Raw genomic sequence first — 13,383 nt, forward strand, 5'->3', positions numbered from 1 at the left:
ACGTCGGCATGTGGCCCGGGGGGAGCCGACGTGGGCGGGCCCCGCACACCGGCTGCCGGTGTGCGGGGCCCGCCCACGTGGTGTCCGGCGTGCACTCAGCGGCCCGCGTGCGCCCTGCGCAACGCCTCGATCTCGAACTTGGTCATCGACAGCATCGCCTCCGTGGCGCGCCTGGCCTTCTCCGGATCGGAGTCCGTCATCAGGTCGACGAGCTCGGACGGATCCACCTGCCAGGCCACCCCGTACTTGTCCCTGAGCCAGCCGCAGGCGACCTCCTGCCCGCCGTCCTCGGTCAGCCTGTCCCAGTAGTAGTCGATCTCGTCCTGGTTCTCGCAGTGGATCTGGAACGAGACGGCCTCGTTGAACTTGAACTCCGGCCCGCCGTTCAGACCCAGGAACTTCTGGCCGTTGATCTCGAACTCGACGGCCATGACCGAGCCCACCGGCCCCGGACCGGCCTCGGTGTGGCGCATGACCCTTCCGGGCTTGGAGTCCTTGAAGACGGACATGTAGAACTCCGCCGCCTCTTCGGCCTGCCCGTCGAACCACAGGCATGTGGTGAAGCCGTCGGCCGCCATGGTTGCCTCCCGAAGGTGCGTGTCTGTGCCTGTACGGACCGGGACCGAACGGGGAATTCATCGCAGACGGGTGAGAAATGCCGAATGCGCAAGGTGCGGTCATCTGTGCTCAGGGTTCTCGTGGTCCTGACGGCAGCCCGCCTCCCAGCCCGTCCGCTGGTTTCCGTACGCGGGAATGCCTCCGGCGTCCTTCAGCATCCGGGCCATGTGCATCAGGTTCCACGTCATGAAGGTGACGTTGCGATTGGTGAAGCTGTTCTCCGGGCCGCCGGAGCCGGGGTCGAGGTACGAGGGCCCCGGCCCGGCCTCGCCGATCCACCCGGCGTCGGCCTGCGGCGGGATGGTGTAGCCGAGGTGCTGAAGGCTGTAGAGCACGTTCATCGCGCAGTGTTTGACGCCGTCCTCGTTCCCGGTGATGAGGCAGCCGCCGACGCGCCCGTAGTACGAGTACTGGCCGCGGTCGTTGAGGAGGCTGGAGCAGGCGTAGAGACGCTCGATGACGCGCTTGGTCACCGAGCTGTTGTCGCCGAGCCAGATGGGGCCGGCCAGCACAAGGATGTCGGAGTCCAGGGCCTGCTGGTACAGCTGCGGCCAGGCGTCGCTCTCCCAGCCGTGCTCCGTCATGTCCGGCCACACACCCGTCGCGATGTCGAGGTCGACGGCTCTGACGACGTCGACCTGCACGCCCTGCCCGGTCATGATGGCGGCGCAGCGGTCGATGATTCCGCGGGTGTTGCTTCGTTCCGGGGACCGCTTGAGCGTGCAGTTGAAGATCAGCGCACGCAGGTCGTCGTAGCGCGCGGGCGGCGGTCCCTGCTCCTGCTGGGCCCGCTCGGGTTCGCCGGGGGCGGCGGAAGCGTTCACATGCTCTCCTTCTCGGGTTGATGCCTCCGGTACGACGGGCCGCGGAGCACCGGAGACGGCGCGGGTCAGGGCGCCACCCGCATCGGGCCGTGCGCCGTGACCCCTTGCTCGCCGCTGTGTGCAGCAGCCTCGTCCTGTCAGTGGTGCGCCCGGACGGAGGCGGTGTCCGTGCTGGCCTTGTAGGCGTCGGTCCCGGGGAAGGACGCGCGGTAGCCGTTGCGGAGCAGATCACGGTAGAGACGGTCGACCTGCGACTGGCTGCCGCGGATCGTGGCGTCGCACCGGGCCACACCCGTTCGGTCGGTGACCGCCCGGCACAGCGACCTGCTCTGCGAGGCGTTGCTGAACGTGACCGTCCGCCCGGCGAGAGGCTTGCCGGGCGCACCGGTCAGCTTCGCGGAAAGGCCCTTCACCGTCAGCAGCGGAGGGTGGGACCGGCGTTCGGCGGTGGCGGGCCGTGCCTCGAGCCGGGTGCGGACGGCCTCCTGCCGGGTCACGAGGCCGACGGGCGTGGTCAGCCCCACGAAAGGCACCGTGGCCTGTCCTCCGCCGCTCGCGGCCACCCGCACGACCCGGTCGTTCCCGAAGTCCGCGACGTAGAGGTTGCGTCCGCGGTCGAGCGCCAGCCCCTGCGGGCTCGCGAGGCCGCTGGTGGGCACCGTCGTCTGCCCGGAGCCGACCGTCGGCACCCTCACCACGCGGTTGTTGCCCGAGTCGGAGATGTAGAGCCGGTTGCCGCGCGGGGCGAGTGCCAGGCCGGTCGGCTGGGAGAGACCGGTGGTGGGAACGGTCGTCTGTCCGCCGCCGCCCGTCGGCACCTTCACCACGCGGTCGTTGACGAAGTCGGAGATGTAGAGCTCGTTCCTCTTCTCGTCGAGCGCCAGGCCGTCGGGGTGGAGGAGGCCCTCCGTGGGGACGGTCGTCTGCCCGCCGCCCGCCGCCACCTTCACCACGCGGTCGTTGAAGCTGTCGGCGATGTAGAGGTCTCCGGCCTTGCTGAGTGCCAGACCGAGGGGACGCAGCAGGCCGTCCGTCGGGACCGTCGTCTGCTCGCCGTCGGCGGAGACCTTCACGATCCTGCTGTTCACGGTGTCGGAGATGTAGAGGGCGCCGGTGCGGTCGAGCGCCAGGTAGGTCGGACGGGACAGGTCCGTGGTGGGAACCGTGACCTGCGGGCCTTCGGGCAGGAAGAGCCTCTGGATGTCGTTCGCGGCGAAGTCGCTGACGTACAGGGACTCGCCGCCCGGCCCTGACGGCTTGCCGCTGCCCGGCGCAGGCGACGCGGAGGCGGAGGGAGAAGCCGAGGCGGCGAGTCCTGCCGTGCACAGCACGGCGACCGCCCCCATGGCCGTCGCCCGGCGCCACGAACGGCCGCGCCGGAGAAGGCGTTCGCGCCACGACTCCCGTTCCGCGCGGGGTGCCGGTGACGGTCGTCGCGAGTACGGATCGCCGGAGTCGCCGGGGCGTGAATTGGGGCTCATCGACACCCACCTGTTCTGGGCCGCAGGCGTGTGCCGCGGGCCCGAGGGGACGGCGGGCGCCCCCGGGGATCGCGCCGCAGGAGCGAGGGGAGGCGCCGTTGACATGACGAGCCGTCATCGCGTCCGCGCCTTGAGCGGCTCAGGCCGGGCCACGCGGATCGGTCCGTCAACGCGACACTAGGAAGCCGCTCCGGCGCCGCTGACTCACCACGCCACGAAACGCGGCCGTCCACCCGAAGGCGGGCGGCTGGACAAAGCGCGCGCAGATGGTGTGTAGTCTGTATACAGACTGTATGCAAGAAGCTGTGTGCAGGACGACCAACACGGGGTCCGTGGCCGGGCCGGGCGGCGCACCCCGGGCAGGCCGGGCGCGGACGACGCCGGCGGGGAGGCTGGCTGTGGCATCCGGACGTGAGAAGGCGTACAGGTTTCTCAAGGAGACCGTGCTGACCGATCCCGCCATGCAGGGCGAGTTCCTCTCCGAGCAGATGATCGCCGACCGCGTCGGGATCTCCCGCACCCCCATCCGAGAGGCGCTGCTGCTGCTCGCCGCCGAGGAACTCGTCAGCCTCGTCCCGAAGCGGGGGGCCTACATCGCGCCCCTCTCGGGCCGCGAGATCAGCGAACTGATGGAGATGCGCGCCCTGCTGGAGCGGTACGCCGCCCGCCGTACGGTCGAGTCCGGCACGGCGCCCGTCGCCGAGATGGACAGGATCCTCGAGGAGCAGGCGCAGCTGCGCGGCAGCGAGAAGGCCAAGGAGTTCATCGAGGCCGACCACCGCTTCCACGCGACACTCATCGCCGCCGCCGGCAACAAGCTGATGGCCAAGCAGTACGAGGCTCTGCGCAGCCGCCAGGTCAGGGCCGGCGTCAGCGCCCTCTACCGGTCCCCGGGTCGGCAGAGCGAGGTCTGCGTCGAACACCGCCACATCGTCACCGCGTTGGCGGCCGAACGCGCGGACGTCGCCTGCGCGGCGATCGACGACCACATCGCGGCGACGCGGCGCATCCTCACCGAGGGCTGACCTGGGCGGGCCCGTCCTCGCGGGCCCGCCGCGCGTCGCCGGGACCTGCCGGTCCAAGGGGACCGGGCCCCCACCAAGCGGTTCAGAGGCGGCGGTTGTCCAAAACGGCCACCGCACGGCGAACCGTGGCCACTTCGTCCGCGTCCACGTCGGACACGATCAACTCGGGTGTCTCCCCGGCCTCTTCGTGCACCCGGCCGTCGGGCCCCACGAGCAGGCTGTGCCCGACGCCCGTGGGCGCCTTCGTCGGCTGACGGATGTCCGCGTCCGGGCCGGGCGGCGCCTGACCGACCGCGGCCACCCACAGCGTGGCGTCCAGTGCACGCGCCCTGGTGAGCAGCCGCCAGTGGTCGAGCTTCACGGGGCCTGCGCCCCACGACGCGGGAAGCACGGAGAGCACGGCACCCTCGTCCGCGTGCGCGCGGAAGAGTTCGGGGAACCGGATGTCGTAGCAGGTGGCCAGGCCGACGCGCACGCCCGCGACGTCGATGGTGACGACCTTGTCCCCGGGAGCGACCGTGTCCGACTCGGAGAAGCCGAACGCGTCGTACAGATGGATCTTGTCGTACGCGGCATCGACGTCGGGGCCGGTGGCGAGCAGGGTGTTGGTGACACGGCCGTCGGGCGACGGCGTGAACATCCCCGCCACCACTGTGAGTCCGTGACGGCGGGCGACCTCGCGCACGCCCTCCGCCCACGGCCCGTCCAGCGGCTGGGCCACCGGCCCCAGCGGGATGCCGAAGCGGGCCATCGCCGCCTCCGGGAAGACGGCCAGCTGGGCGCCTTCCCCGGCCGCCTGCCCGGCCATGGTGTCGATGGTGCGCAGGTTCTCCTCCGGGTCGGTGGACGCGGTGAACTGGCACAGCGCTGTGCGGAGCGTCGTCACTGCATGTCTCCTTTCCGCAAGGTCGAGTGGTCGGGTCGAAGGGCCGGCGCGGAGCGGTCGGGCTTCGGACGTCGGGACGGCCGGCCCGCGGTCACCGCGATTTCGAGGCGTACGACGAGGAGGCCGCCGGCTCCGCGCCGCCCGACCCGTGGCTGTGACCGCCGGGGGCGCCGCCGTTGCCGCCGACCAGCCTCGTGTACTCCTCGTCCTCGGCGTGGTCCGCGTCCCGACCGAGCAGCACACCCGTCACCGTAAGCACGGCCGTGAGCACGATGTACCCCGCGAGCGGCAGCCATGTGCCGAACGTGCCCAGCAGCGCCGTGAACACGAGCGGAGCGACTGCTCCGCCGATGACCCCCGCCAGGGTGTACGCGAGCGAGGAACCGGTGTAGCGCAGCCGCGGGCTGAACTGCTCGGCGACGAAGGCCGCCTGCGGGCCGTACAGCATCGAGTGGATGACGAGCGCGCCGATGACGCCGAGCACGATCAGCAGCCACGAACGCGTCTCCGCGAGCGGGAAGAAGACGAACGGCCAGATGCCCGCCGCGACGGCGGCCCCCAGATACAGGCGCCGGCGGTTCCAGCGGTCGGAGAGCGCGCCCGCGAGCGGAATGAGGAAGATCTGCAGCCCGGAGCCGATGAGCACCGCGGTGAGTGCCTGGCCGCTCGGCATGCCGAGCTCCTCCGTCACGTACGTGAGGACGAAGACGGTGAACATCGCGTAGAGGACGTCGGGCGCGACCCGGGAGAGGATCGCGGCGATCAGCGGCCTGCGCTGCTGGGCGAAGACCTCGCGGACCGGAGCCTCGGGGCGTTCGCCGCCCGCTTCCACCGCCTTGAAGACCGGGGTCTCCTCCAGGTGCGTACGGACCCACAGCCCGAAGACGACCAGCACGCCGGAGAGCAGGAACGCGATGCGCCAACCGAAGGAGAGGAACTGCTCCTCCGTGAGCATCGCTCCCAGTGCGGCCAGGGCGCCGTTGGCCATGAGGTTGCCGACGGGCGGCCCGACCTGGGCGGCCGAGGCCCAGAATCCTCGCTGCCTCGTATTGCCGAACTCGCTGGTGAGCAGCACGGCGCCGCCCCATTCGCCGCCGACGCCCACGCCTTGTGCGAACCGCAGCAGGACCAGCATCGCGGGGGCGACCGGTCCGGCCACGGCGTGGGTGGGCAGGCAGCCGATCAGGAAAGTGGCGACGCCGACGAGGACGAGCGTGGCGACGAGGACGCGCTTGCGCCCGATGACGTCGCCGAGGCGTCCGAAGACGAAGCCGCCGACCGGCCGCGAGACGTAGCCGACCGCGTACGTGGAGAAGGCGAGCAGCGTGCCCGTGAGCGGGTCGCCGGAGGGGAAGAACAGCTTGCCGAAGACGAGCGCGGACGCCGCCGAGTAGACGGCGAAGTCGTACCACTCGAGCGAGGTCCCGGTGAGGCTGGCGGTGAACGCCTTCATCAGGTCCTTGCGGTGCGCGCGGCTCCCTACGCCGTCCTCGACCGGATCGCCCGTGCCGCTGTGCGGATGGGGCTCCTCCGCTGCCGCCTTGTGCGACGTGTTGTGGTCCACGGGGGCTTCCTCACGTTCGGGTTCCTTTCGGGTACGGGGCATACTTGCTGTATACAGCTCGTATGCGCAACCCTCGGGGCGCGGAATTTACCCCTGTGAAACCGAGAACGACCTGGAGGAATCCCATGACCGGCCTGTCCTTCACGCTGCCCGACGGCACCCGGCGCACCGTGACCGTGAAGCGTCTCCTCAACGCCGGCTACGCGGGCCGCAGCCAGGAGGACGTGGCCGCGCACGTGGCGGAGCTCGCCGAGCTGGGCGTGCCGGCGCCGTCCACGACTCCGGCGCTCTACCCCGTCTCCCCCTACCTCGCGCAGCAGACCGGAACGGTTCTCGCGCAGCACGGGAAGACCTCCGGCGAGGCCGAGTGGGCGCTCGTCGTCGACGACTCGGGGGACCTGCTGCTGACGGCGGCCTGCGACCACACCGACCGCGAACTGGAGACGTACGGCGTGGCCTGGAGCAAGAACGCCGCCCCCGACGTGCTCGCCACGAGCGCATGGCGGCTCGACGACGTCGCCGACCGGATCGACAGCCTCACCCTTCGCGCCTGGGTGAGCGGCGCAGCTGGGGGTGCGAGCGGCACCGGCACCGGTGAGCAGCTGATCCAGGACGGCACCGGCGCCGACCTGCTTCCCCCGCAGCACTGGGCGGAGGTGCTGCGTGAGCGGGGCGAGCTGGAGCCCGGCACGGTGCTGATCTCCGGGACGATCCCGATGCTGAACGGCGACGGCCAGTTCGCCGCGCACTGGCGCGTCCAGCTCGGCGACCCGGCGACCGGCCGCGAGATCTCCCTGGGCTACGACGTGTTGCCCATGCCGGAGCCCATCGGCTGAGCCCATCACGCGCCTTCGGCGTCCCGGGCCCCCCGGGCGCCCAGGCGTTGGGCGTAGGCGGCGACGATCTGCCTGCGGGAGTCCTCCAGGTACTCCCGCAGCATCCGCTCCGCCCTGGGCGCGTCGCCGGAGCGCAGGGTCAGCAGGATCTCCCGGTTGCGTACGAGGTAGGGCTCGTGGAGGCGGCGCGGGCTGTCCATGACGTGGAGGGCGAGCCGCAGTTCTGCCAGCACGCTGCCCATCACCTCGTCGGTGCGGGGGCTGCGGGCGAGCGCGACCAGTTCGCGGTGGAAGTGGATGTTCGCCGTCGCCAGGTCCTTCCACCGCCACTCCCGCGCGGCGCTCTGTCCCTCGGCGACGGTCGCGGCGAGCGCGTCCAGCGCGAACGGCGGCCCCGCGTCGGCCAGTTGGCGGACCACCCCGCACTCGATGAGTTTCCGCACGCGGTAGATGTCGAGCACGTCGTCGACGGTCAGGACCCGGACGAAGACGCCCCTGTTGAGCTGGTGTTCCAGCAGCCGTTCATGGGTGAGCAGCCGGAACGACTCCCGCAGCGTGTTGCGCGAGACTCCGAGCGCGCCGCCGATGTCGCCCTCCGAGAGCCGGACCCCCGGCGGGAAGAACCCCTCGGCGATGCGGCTGCGCAGCACGTCCGCCACACGTTCCGCCGTGCTGGTACGGCTCAACAGGGCGCGGTCGCCCGCCAGTTCCCCGTGCCGCACGGGAACCGCGGACCTCGATGGGGGTGCCGCCGGTTCCCCGGGTTCCGCGGGAGACGGCACGGCCGAGGGCACCGCCGGTTGTACGGCAGGAAGTCGTGCGAACTCCGGACCGGTCGTCCCCAACTCGCGCCCCCTTCTTGCTTCCCGGCTCCTCCGGGCGTCCGCCGCCGCGCATACAGCGCTACGAACCCCTTGAAGGATCGTTCAACGATCCTCTACGTTATCCCGGACATCGAGCAGGCACCACAGGCCGGCCCACATCCGCGGCGGCACCCTCTTCCCTCTGCGAGGTGCACATGAACAGCAACCCGATACCCGATGCTCCCCAGGAGGGCACAGGGTCCGAGAGTGCCTCCGTCCGGGACTCCGGCAGCGAGTCCGGCCCAGGCCCGGGCGAGGACGGCGGCGGCCCCTTCGCCTGGTTCAAGGAGCTCGGCGCCTCCGGACGGCGGGCCTTCGCGGGCTCGTTCGGCGGCTACGCGCTGGACTCCTACGACTTCTTCACGCTGCCGCTCGGCATGGTCGCCATCGGGGCGTACTTCAGCCTCGACCCCGGCCAGACCGGTCTGCTCACCACCGTCACCCTCGTCGTCTCCGCGGTGGGCGGCGCGGTCGCGGGCATCCTCGCCGACCGCATCGGACGCGTCAGGACGCTGATCCTGACCGTCATCACCTACGCCTTCTTCACGCTGCTGTGCGGCTTCGCGCCCAACTACGAGACGTTGCTGCTCTTCCGCGGCCTGCAGGGCCTCGGCTTCGGCGGCGAGTGGGCCGTCGGCGCGATCCTCGTGGCCGAGTACGCCACGGCCAAGAACCGCGGACGCACCCTCGGCGTCATCCAGAGCTCGTGGGCCGTGGGCTGGGCGTTGGCCGTCATCGTCTACACGGCCGTCTTCCAGCTCTTCGACGAATCGATCGCCTGGCGTGTGCTGTTCTGGACCGGCGCCCTCCCCGCGCTGCTGATCCTCTACGTGCGACGCAACGTCGAGGACGCGCCGCAGGCGGCCGCGCAGCGCAAGAGCAGCCGCGAGCGCGGCTCCTTCTCCGCGATCTTCACGCCTGAACTGCGGCGCACGACGATCTTCGGTGTGCTGCTCTCCACCGGCGTGCAGGGCGGGTACTACACGCTCGCCACCTGGGTGCCCAGCTACCTCAAGACGGACCGCGGACTCACCGTCGTCGGCACCGGCGGATTCCTGACGTTCCTGATCTCCGGCGCCTTCATCGGCTACCTCACCGGTGGCTACCTCACCGACAAGCTGGGCCGGAAGCGCAACGTCGCGGTGTTCGCCGTGCTCTCCGCGCTCGCCGTCCTCGCCTACACCAACGTGCCGACCGGCTCCAACACGCTCGTGCTGCTGCTCGGTTTCCCGCTCGGCTTCTGCATGTCGGCCATCTTCAGCGGCTTCGGCTCCTTCCTGAGCGAGCTCTACCCGACGGCCGTGCGCGGCACCGGGCAGGGCTTCGTCTACAACACGGGCCGCGCCGTCGGTGCCTTCTTCCCCACGCTGGTCGGCTTCCTCGCCAACAGCTGGGGTGTGAGCGGTGCGCTCGTGTTCGGTGCCGCCGGCTACGGACTCGCCCTCGTCGCCCTGCTGGGGCTGCCCGAGACCAAGGGCCGGGCGCTGGTCTGACCCTCTGCCGCACCGACGTGGCCGGGACCGGCGCATCCCGGTCCCGGCCCGCCGGGTCCGCACAGTGCCGCACGCCCCACCGACGGAGGTCACACGCCATGTCCCGTACGACGCACGGCACTTCGCCCGCCCACCCGGCGCGGACGCCCGCACACGCCGGCCCCGCCGAGGCGCGGACGCTGATCCGCGACGGCGACGCGGGCCCCACGACCGGCAGGGCACCCGGATACACACAGGCCAACCTCATCTCCGTACCGCGCGACTGGGCCTACGACGTGCTGCTCTTCTGCCAGCGCAACCCCAAGCCGTGCCCCGTGCTCGACGTGACGGACCCCGGCGAGACCTCCACCGTGCTCGCCCCGGGTGCCGATCTGCGCACCGACCTGCCCGCGTACCGGATCTGGGAGCACGGCGAACTGGTCGAGGAGCCCGAGGAAGTGACAGGCCGGTGGCGGAAGGACCTGGTGACCTTCCTCATCGGGTGCAGCTTCACCTTCGAGTGGGCGCTCGCCGACGCCGGGGTTCCGCTGCGCCACATCGAGCAGGGGCGCAACGTCGCCATGTACGTCACGGACCGCCGCTGCCGCCCCGCGGGCGCGATGCACGGGCCGATGGTCGTCTCGATGCGGCCCGTGCCGGAGGAGTCGGTGACGACCGCGGTCCGGGTGACGGGCCGCATGCCCGCGGTCCACGGCGCCCCCGTGCACACCGGCGACCCCTCGCTGCTCGGCATAGCAGACATCGACGAGCCGGACTTCGGGGACCGCACCGGGATGGTCTCCGGCGACGTGCCCGTCTTCTGGGCCTGCGGTGTGACACCCCAGGCTGCCGTGATGGCGTCCCGCCCGCCCTTCGCAATCACCCACGCGCCCGGCCGGATGTTCATCACGGACATACGGGACGAGGAGTATCTCGTCGCGTGAGAGTCCTGCCGTCGGCGAGCACCCGGAGTTCATGCAGCTCGGGGAGGCCGGGCCAAGGATCCGTCGGGACGGTCGCCGCCGCGCCAGGGACGGAAAAGCGGCCGGGCGTCCGGTAAGCCCCTGCACGTGCGGGTAGGGGAAGGCGCCGCCCCGCCCCCACGGAACCGGAGCACCCTCCGGTGCAAGACGTCGAGAAAGGCACCCGCATGAACGGCTCGCCCGCCACTGCCGCCGTTCACCCTGGAGACCGCACGTCAGAAGGTCCAGGCCGCCGAGGACGCGTGGAACACGCGCGATCCGCAGAAGGTCTCGCTCGCCTAACGGAGAACTCGGTGTGGCGCAATCGCGACGCCTTCGTCACCGGACGGGCCGAGATCGTCGAGCTGCTGACGAAGAAGTGGGAGCGCGAGCTGGACTACGCGCTGCGCAAGGACCTGTGGACCTTCGAGGGCAACCGCATCGTGGTGCGCTTCCAGTACGAGTGCCACGACGCGGACGGCCAGTGGTGGCGTTCGTACGGCAACGAGCTGTGGGAGTTCGACGAGCAGGGCCTGATGGCGCGTCGCGAGGCCAGCATCAACGACGTCCGCATCGACGAGGGCGACCGCCGCATCTTCGGTACGCGCCCGGAGTCCGAGCGCGGAGACGGGATCCCGCTGCGCTGAGGAACGGCCCCGGTGCCGACGGCGGGACATCCGCCCCCCGCCGGCACCACGGGCTGCCCGCGCGTGTGCGCGTGCGGCCCGTGGTGGGCGTTCGCCCAGGCTCAGGCCTCCTCGTAGACGAGCCAGACGTTGCCCCGGTCGAAGGGCATCCGGTCGCCGTCGGGAAGCGTGAAGCTCGTGCCCGACTCCGCGGTCGGCCGCTCCCACTTCGTCTCGTACGCCTTGCCGTCGCGCAGCACCGTCGCCTCGCCGCTGCCGACGGTCTTCTCGTACGGCGTACCGCCGTCGTCCGGCGGCATCTCGACCTTCTGCACGATCACGGTCTTGCCACCCAGGCGCTCTCCACCGGTGCTCGTCGCGGGAGCGCCGTCGAAGGAGGTGAGCCAGCGGTCCTCCTTCTCGGACCAGTTGAAGGTGGTCTCGGCCGAGCCGTAGTCGACCGAGCGCTCCTTCGTGGGCTCACCGCCGGCCGGGGCGTCGTCCGCGAAGCGGAAGCCGATGTCGGCGCTCTTGCTGGCCTCCGGCGCGGTGTCGAGGAGCTCGTCGGGGTGCACGTACAGGTTGTGCGGGGCCTCGTTGCCGCCGCCGCGGAAGTAGGGCGCCGGGTACTTGTCGTGCGAGCGGGCGTGGAGCGTCGACTTCTCTATGAGGTCCTCGACGCCTTCGCGCGCACCCGAGTAGGACAGCGCGGGGCGGTCGAACATCCGCAACTGCTCCACGTTGTACGCGCGGGCGCTGCGCACGGGCCCGAGCGAGTCGGGGAACGTGCCGGAGTAGATGCCGAGCAGCCGGCTCAGCCCGCCCTCGACCTTCTCCACGACGGTGATGTCGGCGTCCTCGAGCGCGGTGTGGGGCCGTGCGTCCTTGTGGTTGTCGATCTTCACCGCCAGCACCGGTGCCGGTTCGGCGGGCAGCCCGGTGAAGGGGGACGTCGCCTCCTTGCGCGACGTGGAGGGTGTGTCCTGGCGGGGCTGCTGGGCACTGTCCGTCTTCTTCGCCGCGGCCGCCGAGTCCTGGGCGGACGAGGGACCCGCACTGCTTCCGGCGGCCAGCGCCACCACTGTCAGCGTGGCCAGGAAGCGTGCGGTCCTGCGTATGCCTCCCGCTCCGCCGTCGGAGGAGGGCGAGCCGGTGGTCATGCCCTGCATGTGAACTGCCTTCCGTCATGTGGGGGGTAGGACAGCCACCTCACCGGCGCCGGGCCGGGCCGTCAATACCCCGCGTAGCTCTTCGCACACGGCGGCAGCCCGGGCGTCGCAACGGACGAGGAGAGGGAGAGGCGCACCGAAGGCCGTGGGCCCGGCCCGGCGGAGAAGTCCCTGGAAATCAGGGACGCGCGGGCCGCGGACCACCCCCCGACGGGCCTCAGTTCTCGGCGGGCACGGACGAGGCAGCGAGCGAGACCCGGATCTTGGACTGGCCGTGCGGCAGCTTCTCCCAGTCGTCCATGAAGCGGGCACTGAGCCCGTGCTTCTCCGCGAGCGCGATGAGCGTCGCCGTCCGGTAGTAGAAGTCCTCACGCAGCACCTGGTGTTCCGCGCCCTCCGTGCGGTCGAAGGTGAAGTCGAAGAAGCCCCGCGGCTTCAGGATCCGCCCGACGTTGGCCAGGCACTCGTCGATGACCTCGATCGGCGAGTGGGAGAAGACGCTGTGCGCGTGCACGACGTCGAAGTGCCCGCTGGGCAGGAAATCGAGCTTCAGGTCGTGCGTGATCGTCAAGTGGGGGAGTTTCTCCTGCAGTTCGTAGTGGGTGAGGGTCTTCTTCGCGGAGATGAGGATGTCGGGGGAGATGTCGATGCCGTAGTAGTTGCCTGCGTCGAGGTACTTGATGAACCGCCAGCCCGCCCGCAGATTGCCGCAGCCGATGTCGAGCATGCGGTGCTGCGGCTGGAGCCCGTGCTCCTTGAGGAAGTCGAACTGCATCTGCCCCAGCGCGAGCCACCGGTCGTGGCTTCCGCTCCCGACCGCCGCCTCGGGGTTGTTCGCGGTGTCCGAGGCCATCACGGCACGGTAGTAGTCGACGTGGTCCGGGTGCCGGAACAGCAGCCAGCGGTCACGGAGCGCCCGGCGTACGTACGGGGCGACGCGTGCCGGGTTGCGCAGGGCGTAGGCGGCCTTGTGCGACAGCCTCGAACGGTTGGCGGCCAGCGATCGTGCGGTCTTCTTGGGCATGACGTTGTACTCCTAGGGTGTTGCTGCGCTGCC

At 70.8% G+C, this 13,383-nt stretch carries 12 protein-coding genes and 1 pseudogene; 5 read left to right on the plus strand and 8 right to left on the minus strand.

The annotated features are described in order from the left end of the window. Nucleotides 1–95 precede the first annotated feature (95 nt). The 3 genes from I004_RS0128115 to I004_RS36645 all read right to left on the minus strand — a co-directional run bounded on the left by I004_RS0128115 (nt 96) and on the right by I004_RS36645 (nt 2,923). Nucleotides 96–578 carry a VOC family protein gene (locus I004_RS0128115; RefSeq protein WP_028438205.1) on the minus strand — a complete coding sequence of 161 codons (483 nt, stop codon included), beginning with the start codon at nt 576–578 and terminating at the stop codon, nt 96–98. Nucleotides 579–677: 99 nt separating this feature from the next. Next, nucleotides 678–1,442 carry a flavodoxin family protein gene (locus I004_RS0128120; RefSeq protein ID WP_078511885.1) on the minus strand — a complete coding sequence of 255 codons (765 nt, stop codon included), beginning with the start codon at nt 1,440–1,442 and terminating at the stop codon, nt 678–680. Nucleotides 1,443–1,579: 137 nt separating this feature from the next. Further along, on the minus strand, nt 1,580–2,923 hold the full coding sequence (locus I004_RS36645; RefSeq protein ID WP_486580521.1) for an SMP-30/gluconolactonase/LRE family protein: 1,344 nt from the start codon (nt 2,921–2,923) through the stop codon (nt 1,580–1,582). Between the two features lie 398 nt (nt 2,924–3,321). Between I004_RS36645 and I004_RS0128130 the strand changes: the two genes are divergently transcribed. Next, nucleotides 3,322–3,948, plus strand: a complete 627-nt coding sequence (locus I004_RS0128130; protein ID WP_028438207.1) for a GntR family transcriptional regulator — start codon at nt 3,322–3,324, stop codon at nt 3,946–3,948. 82 nt (nt 3,949–4,030) lie between these two features. Here the strand turns inward: I004_RS0128130 and I004_RS0128135 are convergent, their stop codons facing one another. Together I004_RS0128135 and I004_RS36650 are read right to left on the minus strand one after the other, a co-directional pair. Further along, nucleotides 4,031–4,834, minus strand: coding sequence for a carbon-nitrogen hydrolase family protein (locus I004_RS0128135; RefSeq protein WP_028438208.1), 804 nt, complete (start codon nt 4,832–4,834; stop codon nt 4,031–4,033). A gap of 91 nt (nt 4,835–4,925) precedes the next feature. Further along, a complete protein-coding gene (locus I004_RS36650) occupies nt 4,926–6,287 on the minus strand; it encodes an MFS transporter (RefSeq protein ID WP_078511921.1) in 1,362 nt (453 codons plus the stop codon). A gap of 236 nt (nt 6,288–6,523) precedes the next feature. Here I004_RS36650 and I004_RS0128145 point away from each other — a divergent pair, with 236 nt between their 5' ends. Further along, complete coding sequence (locus tag I004_RS0128145; RefSeq protein WP_028438209.1) at nt 6,524–7,234, plus strand: DUF2848 domain-containing protein; 711 nt, start codon at nt 6,524–6,526, stop codon at nt 7,232–7,234. Between the two features lie 5 nt (nt 7,235–7,239). On the opposite strand, the gene I004_RS0128150 is transcribed toward I004_RS0128145, so the two are convergent. Further along, nucleotides 7,240–7,956: a GntR family transcriptional regulator gene (locus tag I004_RS0128150; RefSeq protein WP_028438210.1), complete on the minus strand. Its 717-nt coding sequence runs from the start codon at nt 7,954–7,956 to the stop codon at nt 7,240–7,242. 296 nt (nt 7,957–8,252) lie between these two features. Here I004_RS0128150 and I004_RS36655 point away from each other — a divergent pair, with 296 nt between their 5' ends. From I004_RS36655 to I004_RS36660, 3 genes and pseudogenes are all read left to right on the plus strand, one after another. After that, a complete protein-coding gene (locus I004_RS36655; RefSeq protein WP_078511886.1) occupies nt 8,253–9,590 on the plus strand; it encodes an MFS transporter in 1,338 nt (445 codons plus the stop codon). Between the two features lie 98 nt (nt 9,591–9,688). Continuing rightward, on the plus strand, nt 9,689–10,513 hold the full coding sequence (locus I004_RS0128160) for a putative hydro-lyase (protein ID WP_051345534.1): 825 nt from the start codon (nt 9,689–9,691) through the stop codon (nt 10,511–10,513). 225 nt (nt 10,514–10,738) lie between these two features. After that, nucleotides 10,739–11,178: pseudogene (locus I004_RS36660) on the plus strand (nuclear transport factor 2 family protein). A 101-nt stretch (nt 11,179–11,279) separates the two neighbouring features. On the opposite strand, the gene I004_RS36665 reads toward I004_RS36660, so the two are convergent. Together I004_RS36665 and I004_RS0128175 are read right to left on the minus strand one after the other, a co-directional pair. Beyond that, a complete protein-coding gene (locus tag I004_RS36665; RefSeq protein ID WP_078511922.1) occupies nt 11,280–12,317 on the minus strand; it encodes a DUF3048 domain-containing protein in 1,038 nt (345 codons plus the stop codon). A 226-nt stretch (nt 12,318–12,543) separates the two neighbouring features. Further along, nucleotides 12,544–13,350 carry a class I SAM-dependent methyltransferase gene (locus I004_RS0128175; protein WP_028438212.1) on the minus strand — a complete coding sequence of 269 codons (807 nt, stop codon included), beginning with the start codon at nt 13,348–13,350 and terminating at the stop codon, nt 12,544–12,546. Between the last annotated feature and the right edge of the window lie 33 nt (nt 13,351–13,383).

It is taken from the genome of Streptomyces sp. TAA486, from assembly GCF_000426165.1.

Coding starts and splice junctions, on each gene's coding strand:
- I004_RS36650 (WP_078511921.1), bottom strand. CDS start 6,287: ATGAAGGCGTTCACCGCCAGCCTCACCGGGACCTCGCTCGAGTGGTAC.
- I004_RS36655 (WP_078511886.1), top strand. CDS start 8,253: ATGAACAGCAACCCGATACCCGATGCTCCCCAGGAGGGCACAGGGTCC.
- I004_RS0128160 (WP_051345534.1), top strand. CDS start 9,689: ATGTCCCGTACGACGCACGGCACTTCGCCCGCCCACCCGGCGCGGACG.
- I004_RS36645 (WP_486580521.1), bottom strand. CDS start 2,923: ATGAGCCCCAATTCACGCCCCGGCGACTCCGGCGATCCGTACTCGCGA.
- I004_RS36665 (WP_078511922.1), bottom strand. CDS start 12,317: ATGACCACCGGCTCGCCCTCCTCCGACGGCGGAGCGGGAGGCATACGC.
- I004_RS0128175 (WP_028438212.1), bottom strand. CDS start 13,350: ATGCCCAAGAAGACCGCACGATCGCTGGCCGCCAACCGTTCGAGGCTG.
- I004_RS0128145 (WP_028438209.1), top strand. CDS start 6,524: ATGACCGGCCTGTCCTTCACGCTGCCCGACGGCACCCGGCGCACCGTG.
- I004_RS0128115 (WP_028438205.1), bottom strand. CDS start 578: ATGGCGGCCGACGGCTTCACCACATGCCTGTGGTTCGACGGGCAGGCC.